The organism is Paenibacillus sp. FSL K6-2862, from assembly GCF_038005125.1.
GTDB lineage: Bacteria > Bacillota > Bacilli > Paenibacillales > Paenibacillaceae > Paenibacillus > Paenibacillus illinoisensis_A.
The window spans coordinates 6034021-6058127 of the sequence record NZ_JBBOSN010000001.1; the positions used below are offsets into that span (position 1 = coordinate 6034021).

The following is a 24107-nucleotide window of genomic DNA, read 5'->3' on the forward strand; positions in this document are numbered from 1 at the left end:
CATGTTCAGCATTTCCAATAATGCCTAATCATCATTCATAGGCCCGATAAATCCTGTATATTATATCATCACCTACACCGAATTACACCATCAAAGGACATGTAATCATTACAGAAAACCGAATACTATAAAAATAGGACCGGAAACTTGGCATGTTCCGGTCCTTTTTGCTCTAGTTGTACAATAATTCCATGTGTAGATGGACTAGTATTTCAGATCTGTGTACAGCGGGAATTGGTCTGTCAATGCCGTCACTTCCGCGCGGGCTTCATCCAGTTTCGCTGTATCTTTAGGATTTTTCAATGTTTTGGCAATGATTTTACCGATAGCTACCATGGCTTCTTCGTTCATGCCGCGGGAAGTAGCTGCCGGAGTACCAATACGAATGCCGCTCGTTACAAACGGGCTTGTCGGATCAAATGGAATTGCATTTTTGTTCACGGTAATACCGATGGAATCGAGGACATGCTCAGCTTCCTTACCAGTGATGTTCACGCTGCGCGTGTCGATCAGCATCAAGTGGTTGTCTGTACCGCCGGACACGATGTTCAATCCTTCGGCAATCAGTGTTTCAGCCAAAACCTGAGCGTTCTTCACTACGTTTTGTGCATAAGTTTTGAACGAAGGCTGCAGAGCCTCACCCAGTGCTACCGCTTTGGAAGCAATAACGTGCATCAAAGGTCCACCTTGGGAACCTGGGAATACCGCTTTATCAATTGCAGCTGCCCAGGATTTGCGGCACAGGATCATACCGCCACGAGGTCCGCGCAGCGTTTTGTGTGTTGTCGTTGTTACGAAATGGGCATGTGGAACCGGGCTCGGATGCAATCCAGCAGCAACCAGTCCTGCAATGTGGGCCATGTCCACCATGAACAATGCGCCTACATCATTGGCGATAGAAGCCATTTTTTCGAAATCAATGGTACGCGGGTATGCACTTGCGCCTGCTACAATCAGACGAGGACGGTGCTTGAACGCTGCTTTACGCACTTCATCATAATCGATCAAGAATGTATCTTCCTGTACGCCATAGGCCACGAAGTTGTAGAGCAAACCAGATGCATTCACCGGGCTGCCGTGAGTCAGGTGTCCACCATGGGCAAGATTCATACCCAGTACCGTGTCACCAGGTTTCAATGCTGCAAGGTAAACTGCCATATTTGCTTGTGCACCGGAGTGAGGCTGTACGTTTACGTGCTCAGCTCCAAACAGTTCCTTCGCACGGTCACGTGCGATATCTTCCACGACATCCACGTGCTCGCAGCCACCATAATAACGTTTGCCTGGGTATCCTTCAGCGTACTTGTTTGTCAGTACAGATCCAAGTGCCTCAATTACCGCTTCACTTACGATGTTCTCGGATGCAATCAGCTCAATGTTGTTCTGTTGGCGTTTCAGTTCCAAATTCATCGCTTCAAGTACTGCAGGGTCATTCTTACGCAATTGTTCCATGTTTAAATTCCTCCCAGTATATTTAGTGAAGTTATAAAGCAAAATTGATGTTTACACGAAAACGGAGAGTGCAGGACCAATCTAAAGAAACGAAGTGTTCGCCTTTATCACCGGATTTCCCCTTTAAAAGGGGATTCAAAAAATCTGGGGATAACAGCGATCGGAAGATGGTACTGCAATCGTAGTTAGGAGTGTAACCTTTCAGTTTCGCTTTATAGTAGGTTGAAGATTTAGTCGCAAAATGTCGAATCTGGTTGCTCTTCCATCTGATACACCGCACGTTCGCCGCCAATCAGCTTCGGACGGGTCAAGGCTGTCGTCACACGGGCTTCCCCGATGTAGCGAAGCGTTGTACGGAAGGGGACCGCCACATGCCGCAAGTGCATGCCAATCATCGTTTCCCCGATATCCACTCCTGCATGAGCCTGCACATGTTCAGCCAGACAAGGATCACTCAGCGAACGATATGCTGCGGATGCCATGGAACCGCCTGCCTTGGGAACCGGTACGGCGCCCACTTCAGTCAAACCAAGACGTGTGAGCAGTGAACGTTCCATCACCAATGCGCGATTCAAGTGTTCACAGCACTGAAACACAGGATCGAAGCCGAATTCCTGCTGCACCTCGCGAATCCCTGCAAGAAGCTGCTGTGCTACATCAACGGCACCACTCGTACCAATCTTTTGGCCTGCAACCTCGCTTGTGCTTGTACCGATCACAACGATCTGTCCAGGTCCAAGCTTTCCGGCAAGTGCCAGTTCACGCAGAATGGTTACGGTCTGTTCCTGCAATCCGGGTTGATCCGAATCTAACTCAATAGTCATCCTATCGCCTCCCGATAAAATCATGCCTGACTCCCACACGGCTGCCCGCTCTTGTATGCATGCACGGCATTTCAGGTACTATTATAGCGAATAATCAGATGAAAGACGAAAAAAAGAGCAGTCTGCGGGTATCGCAGAATTGCTCTTTTGCCCAGGCGACCGGCCGTTTGTTCCGGTGCTCCATTGTGGTTGTGCCCACTTCGTCGCCAGTTACACCGGATCCCTGTTTTCCCCTTCATCATAAAACAACCCACGCTTAAAATCAACGGGTAATTTACATTACATGTCCGTTTTTGCATAACAAATTAATTTAAAAATTCAATCTTCACTGCCTAATTACTATGACCTGCACAATCCCGGTTTATCCCAACTTGTCCAGGAGACGATCCAGCGCAGTTCTGATCTCCGCAGCGGCGATATTATAATCATCACGACTGCCGCCAAACGGGTCAGATATATCAAAGCTTGGAATACGCTGCCGGATCTCGATCACGCGCTCACGCTCTGATGCCAGAATCTCCTGACCGAGTGCACGCTTCAACTCCAGTGTGGCGAACAGGCTGTCCAGTTCCTGAAGATCATTCAGGACCTGATTATCATTCTCTACATACTCTTTCAGCGTGTACGTCTTGTGTACCGAATCCGGAAAAACCTGCAGGACATGCTGTTTATGGCTTCGCGTTAACGTAAGGACCAAATCTGCCCAGCCAATCAGGCTCGCGTTAAGCTGTGTGGAATGACCAGGCCCTTCCGCCTGATGATCTCTTAATACAGCTTCGGCATGACGGGAAATCGGCATTCCCGATGCTGCCGCCACACCTGCAGAACGAACCTCTACCTGAATGCCCCGTTCCGCTGCCAGCTTGCGCAAAAGCCCCTCCGCCATGGGGCTGCGGCACGTATTCCCTGTACATACAAACAAAATATGTTTCATTGTGAGATAGCCTCCCCATTTCGCAAATGTTGTCGAATGATGCAATATTTTAATTTTAAATGATGAAAATTTAAAGAGTATCGTTATGACTGCGCAATAGCTGCATCTGCTCCGCTCTATGACTATTAAAAAATAAACAACAGTCCAAACGCAAGCAGAATGGCTCCGCCAATCGCTTCACCATAATCGCCAAGGTTTTGGCTCACTCGTCGTCCCAGCAGCAGACCCATGACGGACATGATTCCACCACATGCACCAAAGGCAAGTACTGTCAGTACCAGATCACTGCTAAACATGCCGAGGGACACACCAACGGAAAACGAATCCACACTCACACTAAGTGAAAATAAAATCACACCGAGCATAGAGCGATGGTCCACCAGCTTGGTGTCTCCTTCACGAAATGCATTCAGAATCATGTGACCCCCGAGCAGAACGAGCAATCCACCTGCGGCATACGTCGTAATATCTCCTAAGAGAGAGCTGACGTATTTTCCCGTGTACATGCCGATCAGCGGCATGATGACATGAAACAAGGCCGTAACCAAACTGATTCGCAGCACATCACGCAAACGAATGCCTTTCATGCCGATCCCAATACCCAGCGAGAAGGCATCTAGCCCAAGGGCGACGGCCATAATCAAAATGGTTACCAACTGCCCCAGATGGGCAGACACATCCCACATTCCCATACCCCCAAGTCACGTAAAGGTTCTTGTACACGATATGCGGACAAGGACACAAACATGACGGGAGAACGAGAATGAATAGTCGGCAGAGACGCTGGCAGGCGTGTCAAAAGAGGATTGGTCTAATCGCCAGGCCGCGAGGTGGTTGTGCTTGCTGCCACGGCCTGCCGATTAGGTGGACCGGAGAGACATCGTCAGCTCCGGTCATGGTGTTACTGGTCCCCAACCTGTATAAGTTGGTGACCAGCAGCTTTGAGCAGCCGATTCATGACGGCTGCTCCCAGCCCTTCGCGTGAGCAGGCTTCAGCCACAATGTATGTGGCGCCCTGCTCATCGCAGCTGCGCAGCGCGGCGTACAGCCGGCGCGCTGCTTCTTCAAGCTCGCTGGCATCGCCCAGCGAGAATACGGCATCGGCGCGGTACTGCTCCGCGTGCTCGGCAAACGCCAGCACCGCAGTGCGCTCTCCGCGCTGCGCCGCCTCCGCGAGGGCGGCGCTGATCCAGGCCGCCACAGCTGGGGGCGGCCCCTCTACCACGCACAGCGCCCCTGTGGGCGCATAGTGCGTGTACTTCATGCCCGGCGAGCGCGGCGCCGGGCTGCCTTCGCCTTCGGACCCCTCAGCGAGAATCGCCGGGTCCGTGGCGACACGGGCGGCAACGGCGGACAACTGTTCCGCCGTAATGCCGCCAGGGCGCAGGATGGTGACGGTACCGTCGTCACCGACCTGCACTACCGTGGACTCGACGCCCACACCCGTGGGGCCGCCGTCCACAATGCCGCCGATGCGGCCAGCCAGATCCTCGCTTACATGTGAAGCGCGCGTTGGGCTCGGCCGCCCGGAGCGGTTAGCGCTTGGCGCAGCCACCGGACACGCGGCCGCTGCGAGCAGCTGCAGAGCAACCGGGTGATCCGGCATGCGAACACCCACCGTGTCCAAGCCAGCCGTAACCCGCGGGGATACGGCACCTGGCTTAACGGGCAGCACAATCGTGAGCGGACCTGGCCAAAAGGCTTTGATCAGCGCTTCTGCTGCCTCATTCACTTCCGTAACCAGTGAATCCAGCTGATCGCGATGTGCAATATGCACAATGAGCGGATTGTCTGACGGACGGCCTTTGGCTTCAAATATAGCCTCTACCGCAGCTGTACTGCGCGCATCCGCGCCCAAACCGTATACCGTCTCTGTCGGAAACGCAATGGTCTGGCCTTCACGAATGCAGGCAGCGGCAGCCTGCAAGTCAGCGAGTGCCTGCTCATAGGCGCTCTTTTTTTTCTCATCAGATCCCTGTCCCTCAGGTTCACCCATAACCAAATTACCCACAACATGCGGCTGTTTCTCACTCATCAATGCTCTGACATCCCACACCGAGGTAAGCAATCCTTCTGGGTTTCCCGAATCTTTGTTTCCTGTGTATTGGTCTTGTTCTCTACTCATATATCCATCATCCCTAAACTTCAATAGGTTAGTACCGCGGGGCCTCGACCTTGACGGTAGCTGTCTTGCTTTCATTTCGAATACCTATAATTATAGCATATCTGTTCAACCTAAGAACGGGCTCGCTATCTCTCTTATAACTCCCATCCGTTAAGCATGACAGCTTTTCATTTGAAAAATCGGGCAAAAGGGCAGCTTCCTGTATCGAAGTCGCCCTTCCCTATCATTCTCACGATATTATGCAAACAACCCGGCTGCCCAATCCCATAGTTTAACCGCCAGATCCACCAGGAAAAAACGCGCTTCCGGTGTTGCTCCCTGGACAGATGCTTCAGCATCTCCAGGCTCAGCAGCCGCCGCCGCAGATACCGTAGACGGATTTGCCAGCGCATCCCCTGTGCTTGCATCAATGAAGCATAATGGCGGAAACAGCACACACCACCAGTTCTGACCCTTTCCTTCTCCCAGTGTTATACGCACTGCTTCATAATCACCTGCGGGATATACCGTACCTCCATATAGTTTGGTAGGGAACGGAACGACACCAAGCTCTACTTGAAATGGATAGTCCAGTCCACGGCTGGCCAGCTCTTCTCCCACCCGATCTTCAACTTCAGACAAATGCTCACGAATGACATGGCGTGCTTCATCCAGACTTTGCGGATTATCCAGCTCTGTAACCCACTCACTCATCTGGGCAACCACTGCATCCCGAATCTCGCGTTTCACCAGTTGATCCCCTGGCGCATCCGAATTCGCAAGAATCCGCAAACGGATGGATTGCTCCGGAATCGCTGTAGCGGCTACAGCTGCATCCGTCTTCTGACCTTCCCACATCATAATAATCATCATAAGACAAACGATAATAAGTCCAATTTGCTTCACTGTTCTTCTGCTCATCCCGTTCTCCCCCTCGGCTCCCGTGATCATGTTCCCTGCAACTCTCTCATGTCTATCAGTATGCCCGGAAGAGACAGAAGTAAACCTAGCAATAATCATAAATCTAGCAAATTCATTCTCTCACTTAAACGTGGTTGAGCCGGATTAAGAAAAGGCCGACCACATCTGTTACAGATGTGCATCAGCCATGTTTAAGAGACCTATCGAACCTAACTGTTAATACAAAACCGTATTCAGTGATTACAACGCGCTCTTTTCTTTTCTCAGCAAATGCAGTAACCGGTCTGGCAAACCGGGCTTCTGCTCTCCAAGCAGCAGGTCATCTTCCTCTTCATCTCCATATAATTTAATGCTCATGACCAATCCGATACAAGCCATATTAATGAGCAATGAAGTCCCGCCATAACTGATGAACGGAAGGGTAATCCCTGTTAGTGGCATCAGTCCAAGGAACGCGCCTATGTTTTCAAACACTTGGTATAAGAGCATGCCAATAATGCCTACAATAATGACCGGTCCCGCCCGATCCTTGCATTCCATACCGATCAGAACCATTCGGTGAATCAGAATGAAGTACAGCAGTAACAGCACCGACGCTCCCACAAAACCGAATTCCTCAGCGATAACGACAAAGATGGAATCCGAATAGGTATACGGCACGCGTCCACTTTGGACGGAAGTTCCCTGCAAATACCCTTTGCCGACAATGCCTCCTGAGCCTATAGCCAAGCCGGCATTTTTGGTGTGCCATGTCGCCTTGGATGTGGCCTTTTCCGGTACGAGCCAGGGATCTATCCGTTCCGCCCAGTGTTCACGGCCTACCTTCTCGAGAAAGGTAAAGATTTCATCATGATATGTCGTGTAGGCTTTGACGAAACCAAAGAAAGTTACAGCTATAATAACAAGGCCAATGATTGCATGTTTTAGCTTGATATTACCGATCCACAATACCGCGGCCAAGATGACGACGTAACCGAGCGCGTTGCCCAAATCATTCTGAATCATGACGAGTGCAAACGGAACGAACGCCCAACATCCGATGGGAATGATATCCCTCCAGAACCCGAGCGTGTTTCGCTGGCGCTTCACGAGCAAATGTGCGAGAAATAGAATCAGGATCATCTTGAACAACTCCGCAGGTTGAAACGAAAGATTATCCCCAAGCTTGATCCAGCCATTGGCATTATTAATAGGTCCGCCCACAAAGTTGACGAGAACAAGCAGAACGATTCCTAAGGCATACAGATAAAAAGCATAATTCACATATAGTTTGTAATTTACTAGTCCGATGCCCACTACTGCGACAAATCCGATGATATAAAACAACAAGGTTTTGATATGATGCTTGGCCAAAGTGGCATCCGTCTGTGTACCACTATAAATGGCAAACACACTTGCGATCATCAGCAAAAACAATACAAAAAGAATAACACCGTCCATCTTTTTCAGCATTCTCCACATAACTGCAATCGTCCTCCCGGATACCTGTATACGCATTTTCCAAATTGACTTATAATTTCCATTGTATAAAATAGAGAGATAAATTGGAAATTTTAATCACTGCGTGGATGATCGATTTCAACTTACATAACCATTAGAGAAAATCTAGCAAAAGAAAAACCCTGGAAGCACCAAATCCAAATGGCTTGGATTGATCTTTCCAGGGTTCTATGACTCTCTTGTTTTTGTTTCCTGTACCTGATAAAAGGAATTACTGTTCCTGCTGGGACGGTTTCCTTCTGAACAACTTGAGGACGATATCCGTAATCCCCGGTTGTTCTGCAGAGCCCAGAATATCCTCGTTCTCTTCCGTATGAACCTTGATACTCATCACGATCCCCATACTGATCATGTTAATCATGATAGAGGTACCACCCGAACTGATAAACGGCAAGGTAATCCCTGTCAGCGGCATTAGACCAATAAACGGACCGATGTTGACAAAAATTTGGTACAGCAGCATCGCTATAATGCCGACAATGAGATAAGGCCCAGCGCGATCTTTACATTCGAGCGCAATAAGTACCAGCCTGTGGATGAGAATAAAGTACAGCAGCAGCAGCACTGAAGCACCTACAAAGCCAAACTCCTCCCCAATCTGCACAAAGATCGAGTCGGCATAAGCCAGCGGTACCCGATTTGACTGAATCGTTGTACCTTCCAAGTATCCTTTACCACTAATGCCCCCAGAACCAATCGCCAGCTTCGCGTTATAGGTCTGCCAGAGCACGTCTCTGGAAGTCTGATCCGGCACGAGCCATGGGTCGAAACGGTCTGCCCAGTGTGAACGCCCAACGTCCTTCAGAAATTTAACAATCTCATCATGATAATGAATATAAGCTTGTATACCGCCAATAAAAGCAGCCACTGCAATAACAAAACCAATAAGAGCATGAGAGAATTTAATATTACCAATCCATAACAGGCCCACGAGAATGATTACATAACTTAAAGCATTCCCCAAGTCGTTTTGAAGTAATACGAGTAGTAATGGCGGCAAAACACAGAGTGAGACCGGAATGACATCACGTCCAAAATAAAGCGGACGATTCTTCTTTCGGGCCAATAAGGCTGATAAGAACACAATCAGGCATAGCTTGAACAATTCAGCAGGCTGCAAACTTACACCGAATATGGATAACCAGCCCTTTGCCCCATAATACTCTTTACCAAAAAACATAACAAAAATAAGCAAGAGCATACCTACGCCATAGATATACAGATAGTTTTTGATAATGAATTTGTAATTAATCATCGACATTCCAAAAAAGACTACGAAGCCCAAAATATAATACATAATGGAACTTTGCGTGAGTCCCTCCAGCTTTGGCCTGCCAAAGGTCGTACTATAAATCGACAAAATACTGATAACCATCAATATAACCAATATAAAAACAATCGAGTAATCTATCTTTTTGAATTTATGCAGCATGTAGTTATGTTCCCCCAAGCATTCAGCAATCTTCGGTATATCCCATTGTAGAGGATTTCGCGGCAAAAAGAAAACCCGCAGAACCTTACATTTTCGTCACCTGTTCCGAAGTACGAACACCCAGGACATGCCGCTCGATCCCGGCAAGGTCCGGAACAATGATAATTTCCGGCCAGTGTCCGGCAGATTCAAGCAATGCGGCGATGTCGCGAGCCTGTCCCTGACCGAGTTCAAAACCAATGACCTGCGGTGGCGCAGGCAGCAGTGCCAGCTGCTCCAGCATAACCCGGTACGGTGCCAGTCCGTCCGGACCGCCGTCCAGTGCCGTGCGCGGCTCATGATCGCGCACCTCAGGCTGCAGCCCGGCGATATCCGCCGCCGGGATATATGGCGGGTTGGACACCAGAATGTCCACCCGCATCCCTGCGAACGGGGCCAGCAGATCGCCTTCGCGGAAGTCGATCTGTACTCCGTTCGCGGCCGCGTTCCGTGCGGCCACTTGCAGCGCCGCCGCCGAGATGTCTCCGGCGCCGACCTGCCAGCGCGGGCGCTGCGAGGCGATCGTCACCGCGATCGCACCGCTGCCCGTGCCAATATCGACGGCGAGCGGAGCGCCTCCGGGAAACACGCGGTCGGCTTCGCGCAGCACAGCCTCGACCAGCAGCTCCGTCTCCGGCCGCGGAATCAGCACGGCCGGCGTGACCTCGAACGGCAGCCCATAGAACTCCTGGCTGCCGATGATATACTGCGCCGGCTCACCCGCAGCCTTGCGCGTGACGGCGTCCTCCCAGCGGCTGCGCAGCTCGCTGGGGAAGGGTTCCGGCTGCATCATGTAATACGCGGCGCCATAGACGCCGAGTACATGCTCCAGCAGCAGCCGGGCATTATTCTGCGGCTCGTACACACCGCTCTTTTCCAAAAAAGAGGAAGCCTCCACGAAGGCTTCCCGACAGCTCTGTTCCGGCGTCATTACAAACTGCGCGCGGTTCACAGCATTATTCTCCTCTATCCATCATCTCCGTCTGCTCGGCAATCGTCAGCGCAGACAGGATTTCTTCAATCTCTCCGTTCATGACCTGATCCAATTTGTGCATGGTCAGACCAATGCGGTGATCGGTTACACGGCTTTGCGGGAAGTTGTACGTACGAATCCGCTCACTGCGGTCCCCTGTACCCACTTTACTCTTCCGTTCCCCTGCAATTTTCGCTTCTTCTTCCTGGCGCATCATATCGAAGATCCGGGTACGCAATACTTGCAGCGCTTTTTCCTTGTTCGAGTTCTGCGATTTACCATCCTGACATGTCGCTACGATTCCGGTTGGAACGTGCGTTACCCGTACAGCAGATTTCGTCGTGTTAACCGACTGTCCGCCGGCACCGCTGGAACAGAATGTATCCACGCGAATGTCTTTATCATGAATTTCAATATCGAAATCTTCGGCTTCAGGCATAACGGCTACCGTTGAAGTGGAAGTATGAATCCGTCCACCTGATTCGGTTGTCGGGATACGTTGTACACGGTGTGCACCACTCTCGTACTTCATTTTGCTGTATGCACCGCGGCCGTTGATGAGGAAAATAACCTCTTTGAATCCGCCGACATCATTCGTATTGGCATCCATCAATTCCACGCGCCAGCCTTGATTATCGGCATAACGTGTGTACATGCGGTATAGATCCGCTGCAAACAATGCCGCTTCATCTCCACCCGCAGCTCCGCGAATTTCCACGATGACGTTTTTGTCGTCATTCGGATCTTTGGGCAGCATGAGAACACGAATCAGTTCGTCCAGTTCTTTCTGACGGGCGCTGAGTTCTTCGATTTCCATTTTGACCATTTCACGCATCTCGTCATCCAGCTTCTCGCCTTGCATTTCTTTGGCTGCTTCGAGATCCTGACTCACCTGTTTGTACTCATTGTATGCTTCGTACGTAGGCTGCAGATCGGATTGCTCTTTGGAATACTCACGCAGCTTTTTGTTATCGCTTGCCACATCCGGGTCACAGAGCAGCTCGCTTAGCTTGTCATAACGGTCCGCCAATGCCTGTAATTTATCCAACATATATAGTCACCTCACGATTTATTTTCGGTTATACGCTGCACGTCTCCGGGCAGGCGTTCCATGTTTATTATCTATATCATCTATTTTCATAACGCATAGGTTCTCAGTCCAACCGAACCCTGACCGTAACATTCATTAATGACCGACGCAACATCGCTACAACGTCATCAAATCCTTTACTTTTAAGTTATATAAAAGAGCTCATGTACCTTACGCGAAGCCCCGCTTAAGTCTTACAAAAAGCTAGCTGAATCAACCTAGGTACACGACTCTTAATTATAGCATATTCTTCTCAGCCTGAACAGATGCTTTTCCACCTGCCTACAGGTTCGCTTTAGATTATGGCACAACTGACAATGGCATTATTACATTATTCTTCAATGGATATCAGCTACAACAAGCCATCTTCAAGCTGTTCAAGAACCAGGCTCCACCAAGCTTTTTCATTCGATAAACTACCTGGATCCTGTTCGGCAAAGAAAGCACGGAGTTCGCTTATGGCCTCTTTTCGGCCGGATACATGGCCCTTTTTCTTTCCTGGTGTAAGCTCTCCCCTTTGAAAAGCTGCCAGTTTGGCTTGGGCTTCTTCCAGTGTCATCACACTGGGCTCATGCACTTCGGAGAAATTCTCAATGAATTGAGCGTAACGCTGGAGAAATTCAAGAAACCGAACCAGACTGGTGTTGATCAACCCGTGTTCCCCTGACGATGCTTCTACCGAGTAAACTGCGCCCGTTCCTGTCTCCACACCGAACAAGGCGGATTTTTCCTCCCACTCATATCCGATCGGCAGAAGCGTAGTGAAGCCGTCATCACGTTGTACCTGAATCAAGCCTCGTTCCGGCATGGACCGAAAATGGACACCCAGCAGATCGTTACCCTCATCGCGAAACTGGGGTACTCCCTCAACAAGAAGCAGATCGCTAATCTCTCTCGGTAAATGCATCGCTTTCACATATGCTTCATCATATTGAATACGAGTTACTGCATTCTCCATTGTCCATCCTCCCCCATGCCCTTTTCCTCTATTATATCCACACCGCGCAAACAATCCAGTATAAGCAGAACAAGCGGTCGCTATCAGGGATCCTTCCCTGCTATTCTCGCCTACTCCCTCTAATCTGCTGTTCCCTTCATCCCAATTAAAAACCCTGCCATCTTCAGAGAAGACAGCAGGGCTGTTCATGTCTATCATGTACTGCTTAAATTGGTTAACCGATTATACGTTGAAACGGAAGTGCATAACATCTCCGTCATTGACAACATATTCTTTACCTTCCAAACGAAGCTGTCCGCGTTCTTTGGCACCGTTCATGGAACCAGCTGCGACCAGGTCTTCGTAGGAAACCACTTCTGCACGAATGAATCCGCGCTCGAAGTCCGTATGAATTACACCTGCTGCGCCCGGTGCTTTTGTACCCTTGCGGATCGTCCACGCACGAACTTCCTGTACACCTGCCGTGAAGTATGTGTACAGACCCAGCAGCTTGTAAGCGGCTTTGATCAACAGGTTCAGACCGGAATCCTCGATACCGAGCTCTTCCAGGAACATTTGTTTATCTTCGCCTTCCAGCTCGGAGATTTCTTCTTCGACTTTTGCACTGATCGGCACCACTTCTGCATTTTCAGCAGCCGCGAATTCTCTTACTTTTTGCACATAGGCATTGTTCGCCACATCACCGATCTCATCCTCGGCTACGTTAGCTGCGTACAGAACCGGCTTCAGGGTAAGCAGGTGCAGATCACGTACGATCAGACGCTCTTCGTCTGTCAATTCCATGCTGCGTGCCGGCTTATCTTCGTACAGAACTGCCTTCACTTTCTCCAGTACTTCCACTTCTTGAGCAGCCTGCTTGTTACCGCCCTTCATGTTTTTCTTGGAGCGATCGATTTTTTTCTCAACACTTTCAATATCGGCCAGGATCAGCTCCAGATTAATCGTCTGGATGTCGCTTACCGGGTCAATTTTGCCATCTACGTGTGTGATATTCTCATCAACAAAGCAGCGTACCACATGAACAATCGCATCGACTTCACGAATGTGGGCAAGAAACTTGTTACCCAAACCTTCGCCTTTACTTGCGCCGCGCACAAGACCTGCGATATCTACGAATTCAAACGCTGTTGGCACAGTCTTCTTCGGCACAACGAGTTCTGTCAATTTGTCCAAACGCTCGTCCGGTACTTCAACGATCCCCACGTTCGGGTCAATCGTACAGAACGGATAGTTTGCCGACTCGGCACCTGCTTGTGTAATTGCGTTAAACAGAGTGGATTTACCAACGTTAGGCAGGCCCACGATTCCAGCTTTCAAAGCCATGTATATGACAACTCCTCATTCATTACTTGTTCGGTATGGATAATCCTATACATTATATATGACAAACCCGGAGGCATCAAGGAACTTCGGGTTTCGTTTCTACCTGACTACCGTTTAAGTTCCTTGTACATCGTCAGATCAGTGATCTCGTACCCCATCTTGCGATACAAGCTGCTCGCCCGCACATTATGTCCAAACACATGCAAACCAATTCGATCCACCTGAAGACGGCGGGCCGCTTGTTCAAGTGCTTCCATCGTTTCGGTACCATACCCCTTGCCCCGATATGCTTCTTCGACAACAATATCGAGCAAGAAGGCTTCCTTACCCCGACGATTGTCCGTAATGTTAAACCAGATGTACCCCACATTACCGTCTACCGGATGCACCAGGTTATAGATGTAGGCTCCAGGCGTATTCAGTCCTTCAGGCAAATAGCGATCATAGGATGCCTCAGCGAGCTCCTGCGCTTCTTCCTCCGCCCATGCCCCTGCTTCTACTTTCTCAACTGCAAAATCCGTAATTGAACGCTTTCGGAAATTCGCAAACTCCTGATCATTCATGGATACAAGCTCCATAGTATTCCCTCCCAGGTTCCAATTCCGTTTTCAATCTTCTAACGACTTATCTTGATTGAAACGTTTTATTGTTCATCATACATGAAGTGAAAAAAAATCTGCATAACATTTATCAGACTTTCATTGTTTATTAACCATAACGAGAGGAGCACATATAAGATGAACAGACGTCGCAAACGGCCTTCAAGGAAAATCATCATTCTCTTGGCGGGTTTGGTTATCTTCATTGGAATCATCATAGGGATGGCGTATCCAACCATAGACCAATTCCGATCGCTCAGGATCACTATTCACAATCAATCAGACTTCGATCTTACAAATGTTAATGCAAGCCTGGTCCAAGGTGAAGGCCCAGTTAACAGTGAAAGAGATGGCTCCGTGTACAAGCTGAAGAAGGACATCGCCAGCGGTGATAAAGTAAAGTTCGCTCCTAGGCTTAGCCCTTCCGGGGAATCATCTGTCCACCTGGAATTTACGGATAGCCGAGGGGAAATTCATACCAAAGTCGTCTGTGGTTATACGGAGTATCTATCAGGCAAAACCTATGTCAACGTAACCAACGACAATATCACGGTAAAAGAAGAGTGTTGGTAATCCTTCTGTCTTTTCATAATAAAAAAGAGGGCTTCCCCCATGTCATCAGGTGAACATGACAGGTTGCCCCTCTTCCGTATTAACGCCGCTCGACCAATCGCTCTGTCTGCTGCAAATCTTCGATTCGCCCGGCTCCGATACCGAACATGACCGTACGAAGTTCGAACTCTACCTGCTCCAGCCGCCCATCCAACGCTTCATCCGAAGCCACTGCCGATTCGAGCAGGGAACGACCGAAACCGGCCAGGTCTGCACCCAGTGCGAGCGCCTTGGCTGCATCCACTCCATGATGAAGTCCGCCGCTGCCAATCACAACCCCTTCGGGATTTAGTGCTCTGACTTCCCGGATGCACTCGGCAGTGGGAATGCCCCAATCGGCAAAAGCCTCGGCTGCTGCCCGGCGAACCGGATTGTTGTTCCGGTATTTCTCCACCTGTACCCAGCTGGTGCCTCCCGCTCCGGCCACGTCGATAAATGCTGCACCTGCATCATACAGCCGCTGTGCCGTTATTCCATCAATGCCCCAGCCTACTTCTTTCACTCCAACAGGTACATCCAGCGTACGGCACAGATCTTCAATCCGGTTCAACAACCCGCTGAAGTCCGTATTGCCCTCCGGCTGGAAGATCTCCTGCAAACCGTTCAGGTGAAGTACCAGCACATCCGCACCGGCGATCTCAACGGCACGCTGGAAGTCGGCAGTGTTAAAGCCGTAATTCAACTGCACTGCACCCAGGTTGGCAATTACCGGGATGTCAGGGGCCCAGCGCCGTACATCGAAGGTCGGCGCCAGTTCAGGTTGTTCCACTGCTGCCCGTATGGAGCCTACGCCAAGCGCCCAACCTCTGGCATTGGCCACGCGGGCAAGCCGCTCGTTAATGGCACCGGTCGTTTGGCTTCCACCCGTCATCGAGCTGATGAGCAGCGGTGTACGCACCTCTTTTCCCAAGAACATCGTGTTCAGACTGACCTCATCAAAATTCAGTTCAGGCAGGGGGTTATGACGAAATACGTACCGCTCCATTCCGCTCGTGATCCCTTCTCCTGCCACATTCTCTTCCAGACAGAGGCGCACATGCTCCAGCTTCCGTTCTCCCGTAGCCACCTCGGGAAGCAGCCGCTTGCCGGCTCGCTCTTGTTCATTCATGATGAGACCTCCTTATGTGAGAAATTGTGCGGATGGACAGGGACCCCCTGCCGGTTCCGTTCAATTGAAATACTGCATTTGTTTGCTTTATTTTTGCTCATATGTAACGCACAATTCTGCAAGTAATAAATTCCTAGTAAGTCGCCGGTGATATCTTCCACGCGTCAACTCTACCCAGTATACCGTTCCGGACATGCTAATGAAAGGGCGCACTGCTCATCTCTGATGAATCATAAGAGCACGGATGCAAGCTGTTCGCCGACCAGCTGTCCGGATAGCGTTACGATCGGTGTCCCGCCTCCCGGATGCGTCGTTCCCCCCACGTACCATAACCCCTGTACATCCCTGCTTTTGTTCCCGGGGCGAGAGAAGGTCTGCCTCACTGAATTGGAGGAAATCCCGTAGATCGATCCTTGATGCGCCAATGTATCGCGTTCAATATCCTGTGGTGTATACCGTATTAACACATCGGATTGCTTTAATCCTGTAATTCCCCGCTGTTCAAGCTTATCCAGTACCAACTCGCCGTAGCGTTCCGTTTGCTCTTCCCAATTCCATGCATCCGACAGATACGGGGCGTTTACCAATATAAACAGATTACTCGCTCCTGCCGGAGCCATACCTGCCTCCGAATAACCGGAATAACAGATGTAGATGGTCGGATCCAGCGGCATCCTGCGTTCACGGAAAATATGGTCGAACTCCGGTTCATACCTATCCGGGAAAAAGACAGTATGATGCAGCAGGGAGTCATACTCCTTCCGCACACCTGCCAGAGTCACATAGCCGGAAATGGACGGCTCATATTTGCGAATTCTACCATCATTCATCTGCTTTCGATGTTCCGGCGCAAGCAGGAGACGGTTTACACTGAGCACATCCCCGTTGGCCACCACCTGATCGGCTTCATGGAAGCCTTGATCCGTATCCACACCTATGACCTTGCCATGCCGAACGATAATTTGCCGGACCTCGGTGCCCGTCATTATCCGTACTCCTTTTTCCTCAGCAAGCTTCGCCATGGCTTTGATCAGCTCATAGGTTCCGCCTTTTACACCGTATACCCCTTCATCTGCCTCTACATGGCCCATCATCGCGAAGATGGATGGAGCCTGATAAGGCGATGATCCGACGTAGGTCGCGTAACGACCGAACAGCGCCAAGGTGTTGGGATGACTGAAATAGGATCGCAGCAGCTGATTGAGCTTCACGGCCGGGCGCACGCGCAGCAAGCTGCGAAGCATCTGGAGATTGTACTTGTCTTTTGCGGTCAGCAGCAGTTTGCCAAGAAAATGACGATCGGCTTCCGCATAAAGCGCTGCAGATTCATCCATGAATGCATCGTAACGCAGTGCATCTTCCGGACTGTACACTGCAATCTGTTCCTCCATCCATTCACGCTTGCCGGACAGATCCACGACGGTACCGTCTGCAAATACATTGCGTGTTCGGGGCTCCAGCTCATACAGCTGGACGTAATCCTCCATTTTGGTACCTGCATGTTCAAAGACAGAGCGGAAGGTGGAAGGCATCGTAATCGTACTTGGACCACGGTCAAAATGATATCCGTTCCGTTCCACTTGCTGCAGCTTGCCACCCACATGTGTCTGACGCTCCAGCATGGTTACATGTATGCCTTGTGATGCAAGGCGAATGGCACAGGACAAGCCACCGAAGCCCGCGCCAATAATGACCACTTTTCTGCTCAACTATACCGCCTGCCTTTCCAAACGTATCCTTTCCCTGAGCGACCGGCACGCCAGGATGCCATTCCAATACCAATCACGCAGGCCATGCTGACAGATTGCAGACATGCAAGCCACCAGGGTTGGCCTCCTGTCTGGTCTGCCACCCTTTTCACCCCCATGCCCAGCAGCGTGCCAATAAGTCCATACATGATAGCTACAGAGCTTCCTGACAGTAATCCGAACAGCAATCCAAGTGGAGGGACAAGGTACATTAAGGTATACATAACTAGGGTACCCAGCAGGAGCACATCCCTGCGTCCCGTTCCTTCGTACATGTTCTTCTTATACCCGTTCCATACTTCGGTCCCATTCTGATACATCCGCGTGCTGACCAATTCATGCACATCCGCCAGCATAACTGGATGACCTGCACGCTTGACCGCCTTCGCCAGACTCATGTCATCCACCAGATCTCCTTGAATGGCTGCATGGCCACCGGAAGCTTCGTAACTCGAACGATGAATCAGTAGGAAGGCTCCGGTTGCTGCTACAAATAGCGGACTTGATGATCTGCGTATCATGAAGATGGGAAGATGACTGATGATCGTGAATACCATCATCGGTACGACCAGCTTCTCCATCCAGGTCTTGGCCACCTGATAGGGAAACCCTGTCACCAGACCTCTCCCCATCTCACAGCCGGCAGCTACGGTCTGCCGAATAGCCTCTGGCTCAAGCCTTACATCCGCGTCAACGAACATAAACCACTCGCCTTTGGCCTCCTGAACCAGTTGGTGGCACGCATATGACTTGCCCATCCAACCAGGTGGCGGCTCCACCCCATCAAGCAGCTGCACACGCGCATCCCGATTCGCAATCTCCTGAACCAATGCCGCCGTTTCATCCTCGGAACGATCATTCAGTACAAGCACTTCCATCCGGTAGCCGGTTGTGTTGCTTGCGAGTACACTCTCCAGGCATCCTTCAATATGCAGCCTTTCATTCCGAGCCGGAATCAGGACAGATACGAGCGTATCCTGGTGCAGCAGCCGGTCTGCAGAGAACGAACGAATTTTGGGAAGACAGGTCGCATTCCAGAGAGCAAAAATCAACTGCACACCGAGTGCAGTTGTCAATATGATCCATAATATTTCGGATGCACTCATGTTAACGGACCCCCCGCTTTCGTGCTGCATCGTATTTTTCACTTGTGGATCTTCCGTTACGAATCAGGGAAACTGCCCCCGGCAGACTCCCTTGTCCGATGCGAACCAGCTGAGACTTATGCTCATCTAACTGCTGTTCCAGCACCCGGCCAAGCCTGGCTGCAATTTCCTCGCTCTTCCATACATGCCAGTCTTCCATTAGAGGCGGACCGGCGAGCATCGAAACCTCCGGCATATCATGCTGAACCATACCATGACACAGGGTCACAGGAACGGCTAGCGTCTGCGGAGAGCGGCGAAGCAGTAACCCGATGCCGGGGCGAAATCGAATGGGTCTTGCATCCTGATGCAGGATTTCACCCTGCGGAAAGATCCACACCCTTTTGCCGGATTGAAGCAGGCCTGTTGTGTACTGCATGGTCTTTCGGATCGCAGAAGCGCTCTCCTTGTTGATGGAGTACGCGCCGAGCTTGCGAAAGAAGGCATACTGCTGCAGCTGCCTCTCTTCCATCATGACGTAATGATCCCCTGTTGAAGTACGGCGGGATGCATGATAGAGCAGCAGTCCGTCCCACCAGGAGCTATGATTCATGAAATAGAGAACAGGCCAGTTCGGGTCAATGGTAGAGCCTGACACGCTGTCAAACTGTGGATCCAGCGTCCCCGATAGCGTGAACGAACGAAAGCGACGACGCAGCAAGTAATACTGATTGTATAAATAAAACATTCGGTTAAACGGTTTTGATTTTGCGGCGGGAATCATAGAACCAGCTCCCTTCTGCTAGCAGCATGCCCACAAGCGCAATGATGAAACTGCCTGTGATGCCTTCCTTCCATGCGAGCAGACCGAATAGCAGGATAAACAACTGATACAGCCACTTTGCCCGCAGCAGCGAACTGCGGTCAGCAGGCATGGCTGGAAGAAAGAGCGACAGGAATGCACCCATAATGAACCAACTGATGTAATTGGACCAAGGGACGCCATAGAAGCCACCAGGGGCTTCCCAATGCCAGAAACCTCTGGCGTGCGCAACCGGATCCAATACCAGATCCAGCAAAATAGCCCAGAAGCCGGTCTTGATCGCCCGAATCAGCTTTCCCTTCCATGTCGAACCCCCGCCGCTTAACAGCGCAGAATTCCCGACGACGGCGATCCAGGCAAATCCCAGGGTAACCGGCACACTGAACAAGTGAATGCCGAAGAAGTCTGAATAGCCATATTCACCAAAGGGCCAATTCGTATGGACACCAATCCACTCGATCCCCATGCCACCCAGCCACAGAATGGCAGAAGACACCCATAGTCCTGGCTTCTTCCATATGACTGACTGGTCGGACATTCCATTCCTTCTTCGTCCCTGATAGATCAGTTCCACGACATAAAGTGCATAGAACACAAGAAACAGTCCGTTGGAAAACGATAATGGTTTAGGTACTCCAATGGTTAGCATTAGCGTGGCTCCAATGATGTACCATGCCCAATACAGACCCTGAATCATCAGGAGACCGCCGTACGGGAAGCCTGATAGGCGAGTACCGGATAACGTTTCACAATGGCTCCAAGCATCTCCAATTTCAGCTCATCGGTCACAAATGCCCGTTTGTTATATACGTCATATTCGTTACGTTCTACCGCATGTAATATAGTGGAGTAGAAGGCTGCCGCCAGTTCAATGGCAAATGCACTTTCCGTAGGATAAGTCTCCAGCCGATCCATGCCAAGACGGAACCATTCGAGTGCTGAGGCTTTCAATTCCTGAATGATGGCTACAAACCGTTCGTCCACAATACCTTCTGCCCAATCCTCTTCGGAGTACCCATGCTTTTCCATGATTTCGAGCGGAACATAACGGCGTGCTCTTGCCCGATCTTCCCCCACGTCACGAATAATGTTGACAATCTGCATGCCCTTGCCAAGAGCAATGCCGTTTACAGCCACTTCGGCGCCATTGTCATCACGCAGCACAGGAAGCAGCATCTCCCCTACCGTTCCTGCTACAAGATAGCAGTAATGCTCCAAATCCTTCATCGTTGCATAGTGAGTTACCTCGAGATCGGTCATCTGTCCATCCATCTGCCGAAAGAAAGGTCCTTTGTCCAGGTGGGGAAAGTTCGAGAATAACCATCTCAATGCAGGCCAGATAAAATGACCCTCTGCCTCTTCCAGATATTCAAAATGATCCCGAATCTCATGTATGGTATACATCGACTTCTCCGGTTCATCCACACTGTCATCAATGATGCGGCAAAATGCATAGATCACATACACCGCTTCACGGCGCGGACTGGGCAAGCCTCTGAAAGCCTGATAAAAAGAAGAAGATCCCTTCTGCATCAACTCTTCGCACCTGTTCAAAATCATTTCATTCATGTTCCCATCTCCTTCATGAGTAGATTGACGGCCATGCGTGCACTTTGCATTACGATCGGAACGCCACCGCCTGGATGCACCGATGCTCCTGCTGCGTACAATCCGCGTATCGTCGGAAACGGCTTCGGCTGCGGCCGATACACGCCCGATTGAAACAGAATTGGTGCAATACCGAAGCTTCCACCGCCGTAGAGTCCATCTCGCTCGGCATCTGCTGGCGTGCGTACCTTCTTCCACCTAATCGCTGCACGAAGTCCCGGGAAACCGCGTTGTTCCGCTTCCTCCAGAACACGTTCCACCAGAGCCCCACTCTCCCTGGACCAGTCCACACCTTCCGCATCTGGCACCGGAACAAGAAAATACAAAACACTTTGACCGGCTGGCGCAGCGGAATCATCAACAGCTACCGGGTTAAATACATAAAATGAAGGCTGTTCCGGAATACGGCGCTGATTGAATACTTCCCGCAAGCTTCCATCAAGACTGGGTGGCAGGAAAAATTGATGCGTCGTTGCATCTTCCCAGGTCTTGTCTACCCCTACATAAATCAACACACAACCGGATGAGGGACGATAGGGTTTCTTTTTGCGCACTGCTTCCGGTATGCCGCCGAATAGACCTGTCAGATGAGGGAAATCGCCATTATAGATGACTGCGTCCACATCTTCCGAACCTGCGGCCGTTTCAATACCTCGGCAAACGCCGTGTTCAATACGCAGTCCCGTTACTTCCGTATTCAGCACAACACGCCCGCCACGCGCGATCAGTTCCGATTCCAGAATCCCCGGTAATGCTGCATATCCACCCTTCACCATCCAGATTCCATATTCATGCTCTGCATAAGGAAGAAGGGAATAGATTCCCGGAGTACCGAACGGCGAACCGCCAATATAGAGACTCTGAAGTGAATAGGCGTCAACCAGTTCCTCATGATGAAAATAATCTCCTACGGCTTTACGTACGCTTTTGTGTGCACGGAGCCTGCCCATCAGGGAGAGGAGAGACGGTGTGAAGAAATCCCTTTTCCGCGGAAAAGCTCTTTCCAGGAAAGCAGACCGTCCTGCCGGGAACAGGGTATCCATGTCCCTCATGAATCTTGTGAATCCTCGGCTCTCCCCTGGGAATAACCGCTCAATCTCCTCGGCCTGCTGACCGCGATCTGTCATCTTGGTCATGACGCGTCCGCTGCTGTAGTGAACCCTGTATAACGGATCACAGCGGAGCAGCTCCACTTTGGAGCGATCCACGCCAGCCTCCTCCAGAATGCCATGCAGCATGTCGGGCAGAAGTACGATGGTTGGACCCTGGTCAATCCGATATTCCCCGTTCTGTTCGTAGCCGATGCGTCCGCCAACCCGGGAACCCCGTTCGTAAACGGTGACGTCCCAGCCCTGCTGATTCAGCAGAAGTGCCGAGGTCAGCCCGCCAATGCCTGCTCCTACAATGGCTGCCCGCTTCATGAATGACCTCCGGCTTCAGCGGTTTTCACATAAGAAGACCGGTTCGAGCGGGTTTTGGCATCCTCTTCCTGGATCAGCCTGACACTGATTCGAGCAGACTCAAATATGGTAGGCAGTCCGCTGCCCGGGTGGGTTCCACCGCCGACCAGCCATACCCCTTTCAGCTCTTCGAACTGGTTATGCGGACGCAGATACATCATCTGACCCAGATTGTGAGCCATGTTAAATGTCGCACCTCGGTACACATCCAGTTCATTTTCCCAGTCAAGCGGGGTAAACATCATGGACTCTTCGATACGACTCCGAATGTCTGCGAGCTCCGGGATCGCTTCAAGCCGCTGCATCATCGCCTCGCGTACATTCTCTCGTTCCACATCCCAATCAATGTCCCCTGTAAGGTTCGGAGAGGGCATAAGCACATATAATGCAGATTTTCCTGCAGGTGCGAGTGTCGAATCGAGTTTGGAAGGGTTATGAATATATAGAGACGGGTCAGCGGACAACACTTTGTGCTTCGTGATCTCATCCACGTTCAATCGGTAATCTTCGGGAAAATAAATCGAGTGATGCGGCAGATCAATCTCGCCGTCTACTCCCAGATAGAGCATCGCAGTAGAGCAGGAGTACTTCTTGCGTTTCATTTTCTCCGGGGTATATTTCTTAAGCACACCTGGTTCGAACAGATGGTTCACCGCATGGGCAAAGTCGGCATTAACGACCACGTGATCCGCTTCAATACGTTCACCGTTCTCAAGCAGTAGGCCCTCCGCACGGCCATTGTGCACGATAACCTTCTTCACCGGGCAGGATGTATGTATACGCCCACCATATTCCTTTACAATGTCAGCCATGCCCTGGAATACGCGATTTACACCGCCAATCGGATGAAACAGCCCATAATGGTGCTCGATGAATGACAGAATCGTGAATGTACCCGGACAATCCCAGGCAGACATGCCCAAATATTTGGATTGAAACGTAAAGGCCCAGCGCAAACGCTCGTCAGTAAAATAACGGGACAGGATTCCATAGACGGTATTGTTCACGTCCAGCTTCGGAAGAGCCGTTACCGCATCCTTGCGCAGATAATCTGTCAGCTTGCCGAAAGGCCGACGCAGCAAAGGCATGACTTTACCAAACTTAACTTCCTCATCCTGCATGAACCTCAGGTAATTGTCTTCATTACCAGGGAATAATTCCTTGATCTGAGCAGCAGTATCTTCACGATTACGGGAAGGCGTGAACACCTTATCCCCGAAGTTCAGGGCATACAAGGGCGTCAGTTCCTTCAGGTCCACGTAATCGGATAGTTTGCGTCCTACCAACTCGAACATCTCTTCAAGCAGCCCGGGCATCATCAAGAACGTCGCGCCCCGGTCGAATCGGTATTCTCCGAGCTCCAGCCTGGCAGAGCGTCCACCAATCACCGGTTGTTTCTCATAAACGTCCACTTCATATCCCTGACCGGACAATAACATGGCCGCTGCAAGCCCGCCTGGACCCGCACCAATTACAGCCGCACGTTTACGTTGCTGATTAGATATCATGCCACT

The 24107-nt window shown here is 50.7% G+C and carries 22 protein-coding genes and 1 riboswitch; of the genes, 1 reads left to right on the top strand and 21 read right to left on the bottom strand.

The genetic code is table 11. The features are described 5' to 3' along the window. Positions 1–204: 204 nt before the first annotated feature. From glyA to MHB82_RS27420, 13 genes are all read right to left on the bottom strand, one after another. Positions 205–1452 (bottom strand): serine hydroxymethyltransferase, encoded by a 1248-nt coding sequence (gene glyA / locus MHB82_RS27360; protein ID WP_095359965.1) that lies wholly within the window; start codon positions 1450–1452, stop codon positions 205–207. A gap of 230 nt (positions 1453–1682) precedes the next feature. Then, a complete protein-coding gene (locus MHB82_RS27365) occupies positions 1683–2276 on the bottom strand; it encodes a TIGR01440 family protein (RefSeq protein ID WP_095359966.1) in 594 nt (197 codons plus the stop codon). A 142-nt stretch (positions 2277–2418) separates the two neighbouring features. Continuing rightward, positions 2419–2500, bottom strand: a riboswitch (ZMP/ZTP riboswitch). A gap of 137 nt (positions 2501–2637) precedes the next feature. Further along, positions 2638–3210, bottom strand: coding sequence for a low molecular weight protein arginine phosphatase (locus MHB82_RS27370; RefSeq protein WP_110758615.1), 573 nt, complete (start codon positions 3208–3210; stop codon positions 2638–2640). Between the two features lie 125 nt (positions 3211–3335). Then, positions 3336–3896 carry a manganese efflux pump MntP gene (locus MHB82_RS27375; protein ID WP_095291207.1) on the bottom strand — a complete coding sequence of 187 codons (561 nt, stop codon included), beginning with the start codon at positions 3894–3896 and terminating at the stop codon, positions 3336–3338. Between the two features lie 215 nt (positions 3897–4111). Further along, positions 4112–5245: an L-threonylcarbamoyladenylate synthase gene (locus tag MHB82_RS27380; protein ID WP_445671276.1), complete on the bottom strand. Its 1134-nt coding sequence runs from the start codon at positions 5243–5245 to the stop codon at positions 4112–4114. Positions 5246–5572: 327 nt separating this feature from the next. Then, the gene (spoIIR, locus tag MHB82_RS27385) at positions 5573–6235 is read right to left on the bottom strand and encodes a stage II sporulation protein R (protein ID WP_341176302.1); all 663 of its coding nucleotides are present in this window, start codon (positions 6233–6235) and stop codon (positions 5573–5575) included. Between the two features lie 240 nt (positions 6236–6475). Further along, the gene (locus MHB82_RS27390) at positions 6476–7696 is read right to left on the bottom strand and encodes an FtsW/RodA/SpoVE family cell cycle protein (protein WP_341176303.1); all 1221 of its coding nucleotides are present in this window, start codon (positions 7694–7696) and stop codon (positions 6476–6478) included. A gap of 250 nt (positions 7697–7946) precedes the next feature. Next, positions 7947–9167 carry an FtsW/RodA/SpoVE family cell cycle protein gene (locus MHB82_RS27395; protein WP_095359971.1) on the bottom strand — a complete coding sequence of 407 codons (1221 nt, stop codon included), beginning with the start codon at positions 9165–9167 and terminating at the stop codon, positions 7947–7949. 85 nt (positions 9168–9252) lie between these two features. Further along, complete coding sequence (gene prmC, locus MHB82_RS27400; RefSeq protein WP_341176707.1) at positions 9253–10137, bottom strand: peptide chain release factor N(5)-glutamine methyltransferase; 885 nt, start codon at positions 10135–10137, stop codon at positions 9253–9255. A 25-nt stretch (positions 10138–10162) separates the two neighbouring features. Further along, positions 10163–11230, bottom strand: a complete 1068-nt coding sequence (gene prfA, locus MHB82_RS27405; RefSeq protein ID WP_095291198.1) for a peptide chain release factor 1 — start codon at positions 11228–11230, stop codon at positions 10163–10165. A gap of 391 nt (positions 11231–11621) precedes the next feature. Next, positions 11622–12227, bottom strand: coding sequence for an SUKH-4 family immunity protein (locus MHB82_RS27410; protein ID WP_341176304.1), 606 nt, complete (start codon positions 12225–12227; stop codon positions 11622–11624). A 222-nt stretch (positions 12228–12449) separates the two neighbouring features. Then, the gene (gene ychF / locus MHB82_RS27415; RefSeq protein WP_095291196.1) at positions 12450–13550 is read right to left on the bottom strand and encodes a redox-regulated ATPase YchF; all 1101 of its coding nucleotides are present in this window, start codon (positions 13548–13550) and stop codon (positions 12450–12452) included. A gap of 107 nt (positions 13551–13657) precedes the next feature. Continuing rightward, positions 13658–14128, bottom strand: coding sequence for a GNAT family N-acetyltransferase (locus MHB82_RS27420; RefSeq protein WP_110758609.1), 471 nt, complete (start codon positions 14126–14128; stop codon positions 13658–13660). Between the two features lie 159 nt (positions 14129–14287). On the opposite strand from MHB82_RS27420, the gene MHB82_RS27425 reads away from it, so the two are divergent. Further along, positions 14288–14722, top strand: coding sequence for a hypothetical protein (locus tag MHB82_RS27425; RefSeq protein WP_341176305.1), 435 nt, complete (start codon positions 14288–14290; stop codon positions 14720–14722). 79 nt (positions 14723–14801) lie between these two features. On the opposite strand, the gene fni is transcribed toward MHB82_RS27425, so the two are convergent. The 8 genes from fni to MHB82_RS27465 all read right to left on the bottom strand — a co-directional run bounded on the left by fni (position 14802) and on the right by MHB82_RS27465 (position 24101). Beyond that, positions 14802–15869 carry a type 2 isopentenyl-diphosphate Delta-isomerase gene (gene fni / locus MHB82_RS27430; RefSeq protein WP_341176306.1) on the bottom strand — a complete coding sequence of 356 codons (1068 nt, stop codon included), beginning with the start codon at positions 15867–15869 and terminating at the stop codon, positions 14802–14804. A 230-nt stretch (positions 15870–16099) separates the two neighbouring features. Further along, a complete protein-coding gene (locus MHB82_RS27435; RefSeq protein WP_341176307.1) occupies positions 16100–17578 on the bottom strand; it encodes a phytoene desaturase family protein in 1479 nt (492 codons plus the stop codon). Further along, positions 17575–18723, bottom strand: coding sequence for a glycosyltransferase (locus MHB82_RS27440; protein ID WP_095359977.1), 1149 nt, complete (start codon positions 18721–18723; stop codon positions 17575–17577). Before MHB82_RS27440 ends, MHB82_RS27435 begins: the two co-directional genes overlap by 4 nt. 1 nt (position 18724) lies before the next feature. Beyond that, complete coding sequence (locus MHB82_RS27445) at positions 18725–19486, bottom strand: lysophospholipid acyltransferase family protein (RefSeq protein WP_095359978.1); 762 nt, start codon at positions 19484–19486, stop codon at positions 18725–18727. Next, positions 19455–20222, bottom strand: a complete 768-nt coding sequence (locus MHB82_RS27450) for a carotenoid biosynthesis protein (protein WP_095359979.1) — start codon at positions 20220–20222, stop codon at positions 19455–19457. Before MHB82_RS27450 ends, MHB82_RS27445 begins: the two co-directional genes overlap by 32 nt. Then, positions 20222–21094: a phytoene/squalene synthase family protein gene (locus MHB82_RS27455; protein WP_095359980.1), complete on the bottom strand. Its 873-nt coding sequence runs from the start codon at positions 21092–21094 to the stop codon at positions 20222–20224. Before MHB82_RS27455 ends, MHB82_RS27450 begins: the two co-directional genes overlap by 1 nt. Next, positions 21091–22554, bottom strand: a complete 1464-nt coding sequence (locus tag MHB82_RS27460) for a phytoene desaturase family protein (RefSeq protein WP_341176308.1) — start codon at positions 22552–22554, stop codon at positions 21091–21093. Before MHB82_RS27460 ends, MHB82_RS27455 begins: the two co-directional genes overlap by 4 nt. Next, positions 22551–24101, bottom strand: a complete 1551-nt coding sequence (locus tag MHB82_RS27465) for a phytoene desaturase family protein (protein ID WP_095359982.1) — start codon at positions 24099–24101, stop codon at positions 22551–22553. Before MHB82_RS27465 ends, MHB82_RS27460 begins: the two co-directional genes overlap by 4 nt. Positions 24102–24107: the final 6 nt, after the last annotated feature.